The organism is Streptomyces sp. NPDC054961, from assembly GCF_053609145.1.
On the sequence record NZ_JBSGWY010000003.1, the window covers coordinates 317209 to 332564 of the forward strand.

The 15356-nt window shown below is 70.8% G+C and carries 12 protein-coding genes and 5 tRNA genes; 9 read left to right on the forward strand and 8 right to left on the reverse strand.

Annotated features, from left to right (window positions below):
* Positions 1-112: 112 nt before the first annotated feature.
* The 8 genes from ACWF9Z_RS05530 to ACWF9Z_RS05565 form a co-directional block, all read right to left on the reverse strand.
* Positions 113-697, reverse strand: a complete 585-nt coding sequence (locus ACWF9Z_RS05530; protein ID WP_136214583.1) for a GTP-binding protein — start codon at positions 695-697, stop codon at positions 113-115.
* Complete coding sequence (locus ACWF9Z_RS05535; RefSeq protein ID WP_453597737.1) at positions 678-1268, reverse strand: DUF742 domain-containing protein; 591 nt, start codon at positions 1266-1268, stop codon at positions 678-680. Before ACWF9Z_RS05535 ends, ACWF9Z_RS05530 begins: the two co-directional genes overlap by 20 nt.
* 93 nt (positions 1269-1361) lie before the next feature.
* Positions 1362-1775: a roadblock/LC7 domain-containing protein gene (locus tag ACWF9Z_RS05540; protein WP_007266772.1), complete on the reverse strand. Its 414-nt coding sequence runs from the start codon at positions 1773-1775 to the stop codon at positions 1362-1364.
* A gap of 10 nt (positions 1776-1785) precedes the next feature.
* Positions 1786-4989, reverse strand: a complete 3204-nt coding sequence (locus tag ACWF9Z_RS05545) for a nitrate- and nitrite sensing domain-containing protein (RefSeq protein WP_453597739.1) — start codon at positions 4987-4989, stop codon at positions 1786-1788.
* Positions 4990-5296: 307 nt separating this feature from the next.
* Positions 5297-5881 (reverse strand): GTP-binding protein, encoded by a 585-nt coding sequence (locus ACWF9Z_RS05550; protein ID WP_453597741.1) that lies wholly within the window; start codon positions 5879-5881, stop codon positions 5297-5299.
* Entirely contained in the window at positions 5862-6257 is a 396-nt protein-coding gene (locus tag ACWF9Z_RS05555; RefSeq protein WP_356661769.1) for a DUF742 domain-containing protein, read from the reverse strand. The genes ACWF9Z_RS05550 and ACWF9Z_RS05555 overlap by 20 nt, the downstream gene beginning before the upstream one ends.
* 152 nt (positions 6258-6409) lie before the next feature.
* Entirely contained in the window at positions 6410-6823 is a 414-nt protein-coding gene (locus ACWF9Z_RS05560) for a roadblock/LC7 domain-containing protein (RefSeq protein WP_042820501.1), read from the reverse strand.
* Between the two features lie 9 nt (positions 6824-6832).
* Positions 6833-10657 (reverse strand): nitrate- and nitrite sensing domain-containing protein, encoded by a 3825-nt coding sequence (locus ACWF9Z_RS05565; RefSeq protein ID WP_453597743.1) that lies wholly within the window; start codon positions 10655-10657, stop codon positions 6833-6835.
* 600 nt (positions 10658-11257) lie between these two features.
* Between ACWF9Z_RS05565 and ACWF9Z_RS05570 the strand changes: the two genes are divergently transcribed.
* The 9 genes from ACWF9Z_RS05570 to ACWF9Z_RS05610 all read left to right on the forward strand — a co-directional run bounded on the left by ACWF9Z_RS05570 (position 11258) and on the right by ACWF9Z_RS05610 (position 15276).
* Positions 11258-11443 (forward strand): hypothetical protein, encoded by a 186-nt coding sequence (locus ACWF9Z_RS05570; protein ID WP_356661774.1) that lies wholly within the window; start codon positions 11258-11260, stop codon positions 11441-11443.
* A 112-nt stretch (positions 11444-11555) separates the two neighbouring features.
* Positions 11556-12362, forward strand: a complete 807-nt coding sequence (locus ACWF9Z_RS05575) for a fumarylacetoacetate hydrolase family protein (protein WP_453597745.1) — start codon at positions 11556-11558, stop codon at positions 12360-12362.
* Entirely contained in the window at positions 12355-13830 is a 1476-nt protein-coding gene (gltX, locus tag ACWF9Z_RS05580; RefSeq protein WP_453597747.1) for a glutamate--tRNA ligase, read from the forward strand. Before ACWF9Z_RS05575 ends, gltX begins: the two co-directional genes overlap by 8 nt.
* 134 nt (positions 13831-13964) lie before the next feature.
* Positions 13965-14693, forward strand: coding sequence for an HAD family hydrolase (locus ACWF9Z_RS05585; RefSeq protein WP_453597749.1), 729 nt, complete (start codon positions 13965-13967; stop codon positions 14691-14693).
* Positions 14694-14779: 86 nt separating this feature from the next.
* A tRNA-Gln gene (locus ACWF9Z_RS05590) sits at positions 14780-14851 on the forward strand.
* A gap of 27 nt (positions 14852-14878) precedes the next feature.
* Positions 14879-14951: transfer RNA gene (locus tag ACWF9Z_RS05595), tRNA-Glu, on the forward strand.
* Between the two features lie 61 nt (positions 14952-15012).
* A tRNA-Glu gene (locus tag ACWF9Z_RS05600) sits at positions 15013-15085 on the forward strand.
* 24 nt (positions 15086-15109) lie between these two features.
* A tRNA-Gln gene (locus ACWF9Z_RS05605) sits at positions 15110-15181 on the forward strand.
* A gap of 22 nt (positions 15182-15203) precedes the next feature.
* Positions 15204-15276: transfer RNA gene (locus tag ACWF9Z_RS05610), tRNA-Glu, on the forward strand.
* Positions 15277-15356 lie beyond the last annotated feature (80 nt).

Genomic DNA, 15356 nt, shown 5'->3' on the forward strand with positions numbered 1-15356 from the left:
GGGGGGGCGGGGGCTCCCCGCGGGGCGGGGGCGGGGGGGGGGGGGGGGGGGGGGGGGGGGGCCCGGGGGGGGGGGGCGCCCGCCCGGCGCCCCCCCCCCCCCCCCCCGGCCGCTAGCGCAGGCGGGCCATCAGGGCGTGCTCGACGAGCGTGATGAGCGCGCTCTTCGCGTCTCCGCGGTGGCGGGCGTCCGTGGTGATGATCGGGGCGTCCGGGCCGATCTGCAGGGCCTCGCGGACTTCCTCCGGGGTGTACGGCTGGTGCCCGTCGAAGCCGTTGAGGGCGATGACGAACGGCAGGCCGCTGTTCTCGAAGTAGTCGACGGCGGGGAAGCAGTCGGCGAGGCGCCGGGTGTCGACCAGCACGACGGCGCCGATGGCGCCGCGGACGAGGTCGTCCCACATGAACCAGAAGCGGTCCTGTCCGGGGGTGCCGAAGAGGTACAGGATCAGGTCCTGGTCGAGGGTGATGCGGCCGAAGTCCATGGCGACCGTGGTGGTCGTCTTGTCTCCGGTGTGGGTGAGGTCGTCGATGCCGGCGGAGGCGCTGGTCATGACGGCTTCGGTGCGCAGCGGGTTGATCTCGGAGACCGCGCCGACGAACGTGGTCTTGCCCACGCCGAAGCCGCCCGCCACCACGATCTTCGCGGAGGTGGTGGAGCGAGGAGCCGCTCCGCCGTTAGAGCTTGCGAAGTCCACTGAGCACCCTTTCGAGCAGTGTCACGTCTGGCTGGCCGCCGGCGGACTCGTCGCCGCCGGGCTGGTGAATGGCGACGAGGCCGGCCTCCGCCAGGTCGGCGACGAGGATCCGGGCGACGCCGAGGGGGATGGAAAGGAGGGCCGAGATCTCGGCGACCGACTTGATCTCGATGCAGAGCCGGCAGATGCGCTGGTGCTCGGGCAACTGCCCTTGCAGACGCGCGGGATCGGCCGTCGTGCTGACCAGCGCCTCGATGGCGAGCTGGTAGCGCGGCCGGGTCCGGCCGCCGGTCATCGCGTACGGGCGCACCAGCGGGTTGTGGGTCTGCGGACGCGCGGCGCGCGGAGGCGGCTGCTGGGCGGACCGGTAAGGCTGCTGGGGCGGTTGGGGCTGGCCGTACTGAGGCTGCGGCTGCTGGTAGGGCTGCCGCTGGTAGGGCTGCTGCCCCGCCGGGTCGTGCTCCGGCGAGGGCCGGTTGCTGGGAGTGGAGGGAAAGTTGAAGCGGTTCTGGTCGTGCCCACCCTGCGGCTGCTGCGCGCCGCCATAAGGATGTCCTCCGGGTGTTGTCACGTTTCCTCCTCCGACTCCAAGAACGCAGTACTCCCTGTGGAACCGCGCCACCGCACCCTATGGTGCGATGGCGCGAAACGCACTGCCTGTCTGCTAGTTGAGAAGACTTCCCTGCAGCTCCGCACGCAGGTCCGGCGTCAGTACGGTGCCCGCACGATCCACCAGAAGGGCCATCTCGTAGCCCACGAGGCCGATGTCGCACTCGGGGTGCGCGAGCACCGCGAGCGAAGATCCGTCGGAGACGGACATGAGGAAGAGGAAACCCCGGTCCATCTCGACGACCGTCTGGTTGACGGCGCCGCCCTCGAAGATGCGGGAGGCCCCTGCGGTCAGCGACGTCAGCCCGGAGGCCACGGCCGCCAGCTGGTCGGCGCGGTCGCGCGGGAATCCGTCCGACATGGCCAGAAGGAGGCCGTCGGCGGATACCACCACCGTGTGGGACACCCCGGGGGTGTTGTCCACGAAGTTGGTGATCAACCAGTTCAGGTTCTGCGCCGCCTGGCTCATCGCGCTCACACTAACGCTCCTGGTCATAGCTGTTACTTGACTGCTCGGATCCCGCGTTGCGGCCCTGCTGGACGCCCCGTCGCAGGTTGCTCAACCTGCCACGGATGTCCTCCGGGGCCCGGGAGACCTCGGGGCCTCCCTGCGGCGTCGTCTCCGCAGCGCCCTCGACCAGGTTGGCCTTGGGCACCCGCCGAGGGAGACCCGACGGGGTGACCCCGCCGGCCTTCGGCTCACGGAGTTTGCCGGCCTGCTGCCAGCGCTCGTCATTGCGCGAACGCCAGGCAGCCGTGCCTTCCGTCTCCTCCGGGGCCTGCTCCGGTTCAGCGGGCTGCTGCTGACGCTGCGGCCGCTGCTCGAAGAGGGATCCGGAGGACTCCGCTTCCTGCTGCGCCGGCTGCCACTGCTGCTGGCTGCCGCGTCGCGGCAGGCCCGCTCCGGTCACCTGGTGACCGGTGTCGGCAGCGGCGCCCGGACTGTCGAAGCCTACGCGCTCCGGGGCCGGTTCGGGAGCGGCCGGGGATTCCGATTCGGTCCCGTAATCCTGCTGGTAGGCGCCCGAGTAGGTGTTCTGCTCGGGCCACTGGGCCTGCGGGGAAGGGGAATCGTACCCGCCGTCGTACGCCGGGGCGTCCGCCCGCTGATCCGGGTACTCCGCTTCCGGATAGGCGTACTCCTGCTGCGGGTACGCCTCGTAGTCCTGCTGGGCCCGGCCGGCTTCGTAACCGGGGGCGTAGCCCTGCGCGGGCTGCTGCTCGTAGCCCTGGTACGGCTGGTACGCATGCTCCGGCTGGGGTTCCGGATACTCCTCCGCGGAGTCCCCGTACTCCGGCTGCGCCTGCGGATAGCCCACCTGGGCCTCCAGCGCCGCCCGGCGCTCCTCACGGGCCAGGGAACGGACGAGCGGGTCGGCGGGAAGCCCGTCGGGGCCCGGCTGGTCGGCCCGGTGGACCTCGTAGCGGGAGTCGTCGAAACCGAGTTCGGCGGCCGTGCGCAGCGGCGCGGGCTGCTGCGCCTGCTGCTGCGGGATCATCGAGGAGACGGTGAAGTCGTCGTCCGGGAGGCTCTCGCCACCGCCACCGTGGGTGATGGCGTCGGGGAGCATGACCAGCGACGTGGTGCCGGCGGCCTCGCCCGAGGGGCGCAGCTGCACGCGGATGCCGTGCCGGTCGGCCAGCCGGCCGACCACGAACAGGCCCATGCGCTGCGAGATCGCGGCGTCCACGGTCGGCGGGTTGGCCAGCTTGTGGTTGATGTCCGCGAAGTCCTCGGCGGTGAGGCCGATGCCCTTGTCGTGGATCTCGACCATCACGCGGCCGTCGGGCAGACGCGTCGCGTTGACGCGGACCTTGGTCTGCGGGGAGGAGAACGTGGTGGCGTTCTCCAGCAGCTCGGCGAGCAGGTGCACGAGGTCGGTCACGGCCTGGCCGTGGATCTCGGCGTCGGAGACGCCCGACAGCTCGACGCGCTCGTACTGCTCCACCTCGGAGGAGGCGGCGCGCAGGACGTCGACGAGGGGGACCGGCTGGTCCCAGCGGCGGCCCGGTTCCTCACCCGCGAGGATGAGGAGGTTCTCGCCGTTGCGGCGCATACGGGTGGCCAGGTGGTCCAGGCGGAAGAGGTTCTCCAGCTGGTCCGGGTCGGCCTCGTTGTTCTCCAGGTCGGTGATGAGGGTCAGCTGGCCCTCGATCAGCGACTGGTTGCGCATGGAGAGGTTCGTGAAGATCGCGTTGACGTTGCCCCGGAGGAGGGCCTGCTCGGCGGCGAGCCGGACGGCTTCCCGGTGGACCTGGTCGAAGGCGCGGGCGACCTCGCCGATCTCGTCCTGGGAGTCGATCGGGATCGGCACCACACGGGTGTCGACCTTGCCCGGGTCGGTGCGCGAGAGCTGGTCGACGAGCATCGGCAGGCGCTGCTCGGCGATGTCGAAGGCGGCACCGCGCAGGTGGCGCATCGCGCGGCCCATCTGGCGGGCCATCATGCCGGCCAGGATGAAGGCGGCGAGCAGGGCCACGACCACGATGGCGCCGGTCAGGATGGCGTCATTGCGGGCCTCGTCGGAGACCTTGACGGAGTCCTGGAGAGCCTTGTCGAGGAGTTCCTTCTCGACCTCGGCGTAGCCGTCGAACTTGGCCGTCGCCGCGGCCTGCCAGGCCTGCGGGGTGGTGCCGTTCTGCGCCAGCTTCTCCTTGCGCTCGCCGCTGGCTATCGCCTCGGTCATGCCGGTGAGCGCGGAGTTGTTGACCATGGGCGGGGCGCGGAAGACGGTGCCGGCCTGCTCGGCCTGCTGCTTGGCGGCCGCGAGCTTGGCGGCGCCCGCCGCGGACTGCTTGCCCATCACCTCTTTGAGGCGTGCCACGTCCTCGTCGGTGCCGGCGGCGACGTACTCGCCGATGGCGATCTCTTCGAGGTACGCGTACGAGGAGAAGGCGACGAGCTGGGCCCTGCGCACGTCCTCGTTCTCGTTCGGCCGGACCAGCAGGTGCGTGCCGACGGAACGCTGCAGCGAGTTCGCGGCCTTGGACAGCTCGAGCGCGTAGACCATGCGGCCGTACGAGGTCACGTTGCCGGTGCCGAGACCCAGTTCGTTGGAGAACTGCATGAGGTAGTGCTGGACCAGCACATAGCCCTCTTCGGTCGGGATCGGGCCCGCCGCCTTGGGCAGGTCCTTCTTCGCCGTCTCCAGCTGCGCCGCGTAGGCGCTCTTGCGGACCAGCTCCAGCTTGGGCTCCTCCTGGCGGAAGAGCTCCAGGCGGCGCTCCATGCCCTGGCCCTTCGGCACGTCCTTCACCGCGTCGGCGAACTTCGCCTTCGCCGCGTCGGTGGCCGCGTAGGCCTTCAGGACGGGCTCGGCGTCACGCTGGCCGCGCATCAGCGGCTCGGCGGTGAGGTCGCGCTCGTTGAGGATGGCCTCGCCGTACGCGGCCGCCGCCTGGACGATGCGCGCGGTCTTCTCGGCGTCCTTGGCCTCGTTCCAGGTCTGGATGGATCCCTTGACCTGGAAGCCGCCCATCACCAGTCCCACGAGCACGGGGACGAGCAGGATGGCGTTCAGCCGGGTGGGCACGCGCCAGTTGCGGGGCGAGAACCTGCTGGTGCTCCCGCTGCGCGCGGGTGCGTCCATGGGTACGCCGATGGATGACGTGGCCGCGCGCTGCGGCGGGGTGAAGTTGCCGCGCGCGGGTTCATCCTCCGGGCTCGAGATGCTTCGCCTCACTCGACCAACAACCTCTCGGCGGTGCTACTAGCTAGTTCGTTGAATTCCAGCACGGTTAACGGCCGTGTTCCAAACAGTTGAAATCGGCCATTCCTAGAGCCTTATGCCCCACATAAATCGGACATAAAGAGCGTCCTGCGGCAAAAACGGGGCCAGTTGTGAGCGCAGTGACACCGGCCGAACGCACCGTGTCGCCAACTGCCGGCAATTCTCTGTCGAAACGTTATGAACCAAAGGGGGCGGGCCGTGTCCTAGGACACAGCCCGCCCCCCAAACATGCGATGCGCCACATCCCGCGCGTGACGGACTACTTGAGACGCGCCATCAGGGCGTGCTCGACGAGCGTGATGAGCGCGCTCTTGGCGTCCGACCGGTGGCGGGCGTCCGTGGTGATGATCGGGGCGTCCGGCCCGATCTGCAGCGCCTCGCGGACTTCCTCCGGGGTGTACGGCTGGTGCCCCTCGAAGCCGTTGAGCGCCACGACGAACGGCAGGCCGCTGTTCTCGAAGTAGTCGACGGCCGGGAAGCAGTCGGCGAGGCGCCGGGTGTCGACCAGCACGATCGCGCCGATGGCGCCGCGGACGAGGTCGTCCCACATGAACCAGAAGCGGTCCTGTCCGGGGGTGCCGAAGAGGTACAGGATCAGGTCCTGGTCGAGGGTGATGCGGCCGAAGTCCATGGCGACCGTGGTGGTCGTCTTGTCTCCGGTGTGGGTGAGGTCGTCGATGCCGGCGGAGGCGCTGGTCATGACGGCTTCGGTGCGCAGCGGGTTGATCTCGGAGACCGCGCCGACGAACGTGGTCTTGCCCACGCCGAAGCCGCCCGCCACCACGATCTTCGCGGAGGTGGTGGAGCGAGGAGCCGCTCCGCCGTTAGAGCTTGCGAAGTCCACTGAGAACCCTCTCGAGCAGCGTTACGTCCGGCGTGCCGCCGGCCTCTCCATTGCCCGGCTGGTGGATGGCCACCATGCCGGCCTCGGCCAGGTCGGCGACGAGGATCCTGGCGACACCGAGCGGCATCGACAGTAGTGCGGAGACCTCCGCGACCGACTTGACCTCACGGCAGAGGGTGCAGATGCGCTGGTGCTCCGGGAGCAGCCCGGAGAGGTGCATCGGATCGGCCGTGGTGCTGACCAGCGCTTCTATGGCGAGCTGGTAGCGCGGTCGGGTCCGGCCGCCGGTCATCGCGTACGGACGAACCAGCGGCTGGTCGCCATCCGAGTACGACGAGTCTCCGTACGCATCGGGGTAGGCGGGGGGCGGGGTCATTGATCCTCCGGGCTGGACAGCAGTGGTCAGCGTGCCGTCTCACGGGGCGGCCGGTGGGGGGAAGGTATGACGGCCTGGCGGTGGTACTGGGTTCCGGGGCGCGTGCCCCGGGCATCCCGGCCGGAAGTACCGTCCGGCCGGGAGGGTGGCAGTCAGGTGAGCAGGCTTCCCTGCAGCTCCGCGCGCAGGTCCGGGGTGAGGACGTTGCCGGCGCGGTCCACGAGGAGGGCCATCTCGTAGCCGACGAGGCCGATGTCGCACTCGGGGTGCGCGAGCACCGCGAGCGAGGACCCGTCGGAGACGGACATGAGGAAGAGGAAACCCCGGTCCATCTCGACCACGGTCTGGTTGACGGCGCCGCCCTCGAAGATGCGGGAGGCTCCCGCGGTCAGCGAGGTCAGACCGGAGGCCACCGCGGCGAGCTGGTCGGCCCGGTCACGGGGGAAGCCTTCGGACATCGCCAGAAGGAGGCCGTCGGCGGATACCACCACCGTGTGGGACACCCCGGGGGTGTTGTCCACGAAGTTGGTGATCAACCAGTTCAGGTTCTGTGCCGCCTGGCTCATCGAACTCAACTATCGCTCCTGCTGGTATGTGGGGTCGATGTGGTAACTGCCGGTGGCCGGGCCGCTGTTGCCGGCCTGACGTCCCTGCTGGATACCGCGTCGGAGGTTGGTCAGACGGCCACGGACGTCGTCCGGGGAACGCGAGACCTGCGGACCGGCCTGTGCCTCGGCCTGCTGCTGCGCGGTGCCGGCCACGAGGTTCGCTCGCGGGACCCGGCGGGGCAGCCCCGAAGTGGTGATGCCGCCCGCGGCGGGCTGGCGCACGCGCTCGGCCTGCCGCATCAGTTCGTCGTTCGGCGAGGAGCGCCAGCTGACGGTCGGCATGGCGCCGGTGGCCGTCTGGGCGCTCTCGGCCGGAGCCTGGTCCTGGCCGCGCTGCGGCAGCTGGTTGTGCTGCGGACGCTGCGGGGAGGCCGGGGCCGACGGGGCGGACTGCTGCGGCTGCTGGGGTACGGCCGGTTCCTGCGCGGGGGGCTGGGCGCCCTCCTGGCGGAACCAGTTCGACTCCAGCGTGTCGAAGATCGGGCTGCGGCCCTGGCCCGCGTTCGGACCGGCCGGGGGCAGCGCCTCGGGCCGGGGCCCCTGCGGCAGCCTCGGAGCCTCGGAGTGCGCGGGCGGTACGGGGGCGTAGCCGCCCTGGGGCTGCGGGGCCTGGCCGGGCTGGGCGTAACCGCCGACACCGGGACCGCCGGGCCGCTGGGCCTGGAAGTCCGGGCGGGGGAACTGCCCGGTGGAGGCCGGGTCCGCGAAGTCCGGACGGGGGAACTGGCCCGTGGAGGCCGGGTCCGCGAAGTCCGGGCGGGGGAACTGGCCCGTGGTGCTGTTGCCGGGCTGCTGGTAGCCCGGGTTGCCGCCGGCCTGCGGGGCCGGGGCACCGAAGTCGGGACGGGGGAACTCGGAGGTGGAACCGGGACCCGACAGCTCGTCGTGGCCGCGCGGGACGTCGTGACCGCCCTGTCCGGCGCCCCAGCTGGTGGTCTGCGGGATACCGGCCGGGCCGCCGCCCGCACCCGGAAGCTCCGGACGCGGCGAGCCACCGCGCGGCGGCAGCTGCGGCCGGGGGCCGCGCGCGCCGGGGGCGACGGGCGCCGGGGCCGCGGGGCCACCGGACTGCGGCTGCGGGGACTGGGGCTGCCGCGGCTGCGGCCGCTCGAAGCCGTTGCCCTGCGGGAAACCGCCGGAACCGGACGCCGCGGGGGCGCTGCCCGGACGGGCCGTCGGGCCGCCGAAGCCACCGGGACCGCCGAAGGCGCCCGAAACGGCCGGGGCACCCGGGCCGCCGGGACCCGCGACCGGGCCGCGGCCCGGCAGCGGCGCACCCGCACCGAAGGCGCTCTGGGTCTGCCCGCCGGGCGCACCCTGCTGGGGACGGCCGGCCTGCGGACCCTGCGGACCGCCCTGCTGGCCGGGACCCTGCGGACGCTGCCCGCCGGGGCCGCCGTCGCGGCCGGGCAGGGCCGCGCGCTGGGCGCCGCCGGCAACCTGGCCGCGCTGGGGACCCGCGCCCACGGGGGGACGCGCGCCCGGACCGGGGAGGGAGCCCTGCGCCTGCGCGCCGCCGCCCTGGCCGCCGGCGGCGCCGGGACCGCCCTGGCCGCCCTGACCGGGCATCGGAGCCGGCTTCTTGCCGCCCTGGGCGACGTCCACCGGCAGCATGACGAGGGCCGTGGTACCGCCCGAGTCGGAGGGGCGCAGCTGGATGCGGATGCCGTGTCGCAGGGACAGGCGGCCGACCACGAACAGGCCCATGCGGCGGGAGACGGAGACGTCCACGGTCGGCGGCGAGGCGAGCCGCTCGTTGATCGCGGCCAGGTCCTCGGGGGACAGGCCGATACCGGTGTCGTGGATCTCGACGAGCACGCGCCCGTCGGGCAGCGCGTGACCCGTGACCTTGACCTTGGTCTGCGGGGAGGAGAACGAGGTGGCGTTCTCCAGCAGCTCGGCGAGGAGGTGCACGAGGTCGTTGACCACGCGGCCGGCGACCTCGGTGCCGGGCACCGAGGAGAGTTCGATGCGCTCGTACTGCTCCACCTCGGACGCGGCGGCACGGAGCACGTCGACGAGCGGGACGGGGCGGGTCCAGCGGCGGCCCGGCTCCTCGCCCGCGAGGACGAGGAGGTTTTCGCCGTTACGGCGCATGCGGGTCGCGAGGTGGTCGAGCTTGAAGAGCGAGGAGAGCTGGTCCGGGTCGGCCTCGCGGGACTCCAGCTCGGAGATGAGCGAGAGCTGGCGCTGGATGAGGCCCTGCGAACGGCGCGAGAGGTTGGTGAACATCGCGTTGACGTTGCCTCGCAGGAGGGCCTGCTCGGCGGCGAGGCGGACGGCCTCGCGGTGCACGTCGTCGAAGGCCGCGGCCACCTGGCCGATCTCGTCCCGGGTGTGCAGACCGACCGACTCCACGGTCGTGTCCACGTCCTGCGGGTCGGACTCGGAGAGCTGCTTGACGAGCTCGGGCAGCCGGTCCTGGGCGACGCGGGTCGCGGTGTCCTGGAGGCGGCGCAGCGAGCGGATCATCGAGCGGGCCATGACGAAGGCGCCGACGAGGGAGACGCCGAGGACGAGGAGGATCAGCGCACCGTTGATGATGGCGTCGCGCTGCGACTCGCTCTTGAGCTCGCGGGCCTTGACTTCCATGTCCTCGAGCAGGGTCAGCTCGATGATCTTCATGGCCTGGAGCTTGGTGTCGTCCGCGTCGTACCAGTCCATCCAGGAGCGGTTCTTCTCCTTGGCGAACTGGTCCTTGTTGCCGAGGACGCGGCGGGCGTAGTGGTCGGCGGTGCCGATCTCCTGGTTGCCGTCGCCGAGCACCGCGAGGAGCTCTTCGGGCTTGCCCTGGTAGACGAGCTCGAAGGTGGTCTTCGCCTTGTCCTCGCCGCTCTGCGCGGCCAGGGCGTACAGCCGGTCGTTCTCGGGGAGGTTGCCTCCGAGCGCGGGGTCGGCGGGGAGCGCGGCCGCGATGATCGCGCGCTGGATCGAGGCGTACTCCTTGGCGGAGGAGAACGCGGCCAGCGCACGGGTGCGCTTGATCATCTCGGGGTTCGAGGTGGCCTGCGCCATGTCCTGGGAGAGCGAGAGCAGCGAGACGATCAGGGCGTTGTACTCGGTGACCGTCTGCTGGGCGCCGTTCTGGTACGCCTTGCCGCGGATGTCCTCGATCTTGGTGAGGCCGCGGCCGATCTGCAGGACGTTGTTGCGGATCGACTTGAGGGTCTCGTCCTGGTCGCCGGCGTTGTCGACCTTGTCGGTCGCGGCGGCGAAGGCCTTGGCCGCGGCGTCGGTCTGGTCGCGGGCGCCCTTGACGAGGCTGTTGGCCTTGCCGGACTTGTCGACCGACAGCGGACCCGCGGACTGGTCGCGCTCCGCCTGGAGCATGGCGGCCAGGTTGGTGGCCTGACGGGTCATCGTCGTCAGCAGCTGCATGTGCTCCAGCTGCGCGATGTCGTTGAGCGAGTCGTTGATGCGGAAGCCACCGAGCGTGGTGGCGGCGACGACCGGCAGGGTCAGCAGCGACACGAGTCGCGTGCTGATGCGCCAGTTCTGCATGGCGAGACGGGAACCGGAGGACCCACTGGGGGCCTTGGGTATCGCCGTGTCGCGCTCGGCCGACTCGTCGTTGCCCCGGGGCGCGCCCTTGGGCTTGACGCGTCCCTTCGCCTTCACCGCGGCGGAGGCATCGGGGCCCGCGCCTTCGACAGCCGGCCCGCGGTTCTGGGCGTGCTGGGGCGAGGAGCCGCGGTCGGTCCCGGCGCGCGGGTCCTGCTCCGCCGCAGCGTCCCCTCGGCCCTGGCGGGCCTGGGGAGACCCCTTGCCGTCCCTCTTGAATCGTCCCTGCACTAGCGTCGCAACCTCTGGACCAGGCGTCCCGCCGGGCGACCGGTGGGACGGTGTCGAGTCGTGGGGCAATGCGCCCCATGGTGGTCGTCGGTGACCGGCGCGTCTCCCTCTCCGTTGCCGCCGCGCTCGGCGCTGTCTCGCGCCACCTGCGCGCCGGCTGATTCCCGCGGCGGTCCCGCGAATTCCAGCACAGAGGGGGATCTCCAACAAGGTGCGAGTGCCGCCCCGCAGAGTTGGTCACCGCTTGTGACCCGAGCGCTACCCCTCGTGGAGGCCAATTGGTGCGGAACCGGACTTACGCCGCCCAAACCCCGCGCCCGGCAAGGTGTCCCAGTCGCGATGATCGGGAGCGGAATGGCGCATTCAGTGGCGCAATGTCCGGTTTAGCAGGCGGAGTCGGCTGCCCGTTATGTCGTTAATGCCTGGCCGCAGGTGAGCAAACTCACATAGCCGTGGCCATTACTTCCCGCTTCGGCGGGGGATCGAGATGTTTAGCCTTGCGCTTTACAGGGTTGACGCGTGCGACAAGCGGCACCCGGAAGTCAGCTCGGCGGCATCCGCCGCCCCACCCGACCAGCGAGCCGAGGGCCCCAGACTCCGATGAAGACGACGATGATGTTCCGCAACATAGCCAACCCGCGCCGCACCACCCTCGCCCACCTCAAGGACGCCGAGGAGCTGCAGGCCGTACCGGTCGCGGAGCACACCGTCGAGCTGCCGGCCCAGACCGCCAACCCGCGCCGCACCGTTCTCATGGACGCGCCGGTGGCCGTCCCCGCGCAGTAGGCCCGGCACGGTTCCTCCCCCGGGTCAAGCGCGCGAAGCGGCGGCCCCCACCGCGTTAGCCTGGAGTCCGCAGACTCCAGCCAGCGGACATACAGAGGGGCAGACGCAACACGTGCGCATCGCCAGGTTCTCGATCGACGGCAATGTCGCGTTCGGCGCGGTGGAGGGCAGCACTGCCCCCGGCGCCGAAGGTGAGCTCGTCCTCGACATCATCAAGGGCATTCCGTTCGCGGACTTCGAGCTCTCCGGCACGAAGGTCCCGCTGGACAAGGTCCGGCTGCTGCCGCCCGTGCTCCCCAACAAGGTCGTGGCCATCGGCCGCAACTACGCGGAGCACGCGGCGGAGCTGGGCAACGCGATCTTCGACAGCGAGGGCCGCCCGGAGGCCCCGATCACCTTCTTCAAGCCCTCCACCTCGGTGGTCGGCCCGGGGGACCCGATCGCGTACCCGTCCTTCTCCGAGGACCTCCACCACGAGGCGGAGCTCGCCGTGGTCATCGGCCGCATGTGCCGCGAGGTCCCGCGCGAGCGCGTCAAGGACGTCATCCTCGGCTACACCTGCGCCAACGACGTCACCGCGCGCGACGTCCAGCGGCGCGAGAAGCAGTGGGCCCGGGCGAAGGGCTTCGACAGTGCCTGCCCCCTGGGCCCCTGGATCGAGACCGACCTCGACCCGGGCGATCTGACCATCCGGTGCACCGTCAACGGCGAACAGCGCCAGCTCGGCCGCACCAGCCAGATGGTCCGCTCCGTCGAGGACCTGATCGTGCACATCACCGAGGCCATGACGCTGCTCCCGGGCGACGTCATCCTCACGGGGACCCCGGCCGGAGTCGGCCCCCTCAACGTCGGCGACGAGGTCGCCGTCACCATCGAAGGCATCGGCACTCTCACCAACAAGGTGATCAAGCGTGGCTAACGCGACCCCCCGCGTACGTTTCTGTCCGTCCCCGACCGGCAACCCCCACGTGGGCCTGGTCCGCACCGCCCTGTTCAACTGGGCGTTCGCCCGCCACCACGGCGGTACGTTCGTCTTCCGCATCGAGGACACCGACGCGGCCCGCGACTCCGAGGAGTCGTACGGCCAGCTGCTCGACTCGCTGCGCTGGCTCGGCTTCACCTGGGACGAGGGTCCCGAGGTGGGCGGCCCGCACGCCCCGTACCGCCAGTCCGAGCGCATGGACATCTACGCGGACGTCGCGAAGAAGCTGATCGACGGCGGCTACGCCTACAACTGCTACTGCACCACCGAGGAGCTGGACGCGCGCCGCGCCGCCGCGCGCGCCGCCGGCAAGCCCTCCGGCTACGACGGCCACTGCCGCGAGCTGAGCGTCGTGCAGGTCGAGGCGTACGAGGGGGAGCACCGCCCCCACATCGTCCGCTTCCGGATGCCCGACGAGACCATCACCTTCACCGACCTGGTCCGCGGCGAGCTGTCCTTCACCCCGGAGAACGTGCCGGACTTCGGCATCCTGCGGGCCAACGGCGCACCGCTGTACACGCTGGTCAACCCCGTCGACGACGCGCTGATGGACATCACGCACGTCCTGCGCGGCGAGGACCTCCTCTCCTCGACCCCCCGCCAGATCGCGCTGTACAAGGCGCTGATCGAGCTGGGCGTCGCGCAGCGGATCCCCGACTTCGGCCACCTGCCGTACGTGATGGGCGAGGGCAACAAGAAGCTCTCCAAGCGCGACCCGGAGGCCTCGCTCAACCTGTACCGCGAGCGCGGCTTCCTGCCCGAGGGCCTGCTGAACTACCTCTCGCTCCTCGGCTGGTCCTTCTCCAAGGACCAGGACATCTTCTCGATCGAGGAGATGGTGGCGAAGTTCGACATCCCGGACGTGAACGCGAACCCGGCGCGCTTCGACCTCAAGAAGGCCGAGGCGATCAACGCCGACCACATCCGCCTGCTGGACCCGAAGGCCTTCGCGGACGCCTGCGCCCCGTGGCTGCGGGCCCCGCACGCGAACTGGGCGCCGGAGGACTTCGACGCCGCGGCCTGGGAGCGCATCGCACCCCACGCCCAGACCCGCGTGACGGTCCTGTCCGACATCACGGCCAACGTCGACTTCCTGTTCCTGAAGGAGCCGGTCGAGGACCAGGCCTCGTGGGACAAGGCCATGAAGGGCGACCCGGCGGCCCTGCTGACCACCGCCCGCGCCCACCTGGAAGCGGCGGACTGGTCGGACCCCGAGTCGCTCAAGCAGGCCGTCCTGACCGCCGGCGAGACCCACGGTCTCAAGCTCGGCAAGGCCCAGGCCCCGGTCCGCGTCGCGGTCACCGGCCGCACGGTCGGCCTCCCGCTGTTCGAGTCCCTCGAGATCCTGGGCAAGGAGCGCTCCCTGTCCCGCATCGACGCGACGCTGGCGAAGCTGGCCGCCTAGCAGCACCCGTACGCCCCCCGATGGCGTTTCCCGACGGCGTTCTCCGACGGCGCTTTCCAGACCTGCGCCGCCGTTTCGCGTCGAGTTCCCCGGTGTCCCCGCGCGGCGCGAAGGCCCGGCGTAGGGTCGGCCCCATGGCGATTCGCGCGGTGCTGTGGGACATCGACGACACCCTCTTCGACTACACCGGGGCGGACCGGGCCGGGCTGGCCGCGCACCTGGCCGACGAGGGGATCGCCGAGCGGTACGGGGCCGCGCACGAGGCCCTCGCGCTGTGGCGCCGCGTCACCGAACGGCACTGGGGACGCTTCGCCGCCGGCGAGGTGGGGTTCCAGGGGCAGCGCTGGGACCGGGTGCGGGAGTTCCTCGGGGCACCCGGACTGAGCGACGCGCAGGCCGACGACTGGTTCGGGCGGTACGTCGAGCACTACCAGGAGGCCTGGACGCTCTTCCCCGACGTGGTGCCCGTGCTGGACCTCCTCGCCCCCGGCTACCGGCACGGGGTGCTCACCAACTCCTCCTTCGCCAACCAGGACCCCAAGCTGCGCCGGCTGGGCCTGCGGGACCGCTTCGAGGTCCTCGTGTGCGCCGTGGAGCTGGGCATCAGCAAGCCGGAGGCGGCGGCCTTCCTCGCGGCCTGCGCCGAGCTCGGTCTGGAACCGCACGAGGTGGTCTACGTCGGGGACCAGCCGGAGATCGACGCACGCGGCGCCCGGGACGCCGGGCTGACGGCGGTCTGGCTCGACCGGGAGGGCGGCCGGGGTCCGGGACCCGATGGAGTGCACCGGATCGCCGGACTCGACCGGCTCCCGGAGGTACTGGCCGCCGATACCCGTTTTGGAGCACGGACAGCCATCCGGTAATGTTCTTTCTGCGCCGCCCGAGCGGGCCGAAAGGCCGGGCCGGAGGCGCTAACCGAACGAAAGTACCTCAGGGTCTTGCGTTTTGGTGGGCTATAGTGTAATTGGCAACACGAGAGTTTCTGGTTCTCTTATTCTAGGTTCGAGTCCTGGTAGCCCAGCGCAGTTCAGCAGTAGACGCAGTGCTTGCCCCCGTTGTGTAGCGGCCTAGCACGCCGCCCTCTCAAGGCGGTAGCGCCGGTTCGAATCCGGTCGGGGGTACAGATCCTTCCCGCGAGATCTCCAGGGTCGCACCCGGATGTTTTGATGCAGGATCGCTAGGGCCCCCGTTGTGTAGCGGCCTAGCACGCCGCCCTCTCAAGGCGGTAGCGCCGGTTCGAATCCGGTCGGGGGTACGGTGTCTAGTTGGTCTAGACCTGTGGGCTATAGTGTAATTGGCAACACGAGAGTTTCTGGTTCTCTTATTCTAGGTTCGAGTCCTGGTAGCCCAGCGCAGTACCGCAGTAACAGCTAGCCCCCGTTGTGTAGCGGCCTAGCACGCCGCCCTCTCAAGGCGGTAGCGCCGGTTCGAATCCGGTCGGGGGTACGCAACGAAGAGGCCCTCCGCGATCATCGCGGAGGGCCTGGTCCGTGTTCCCGCGAGCCGTGCCCCCCGTGCGGGCAAGT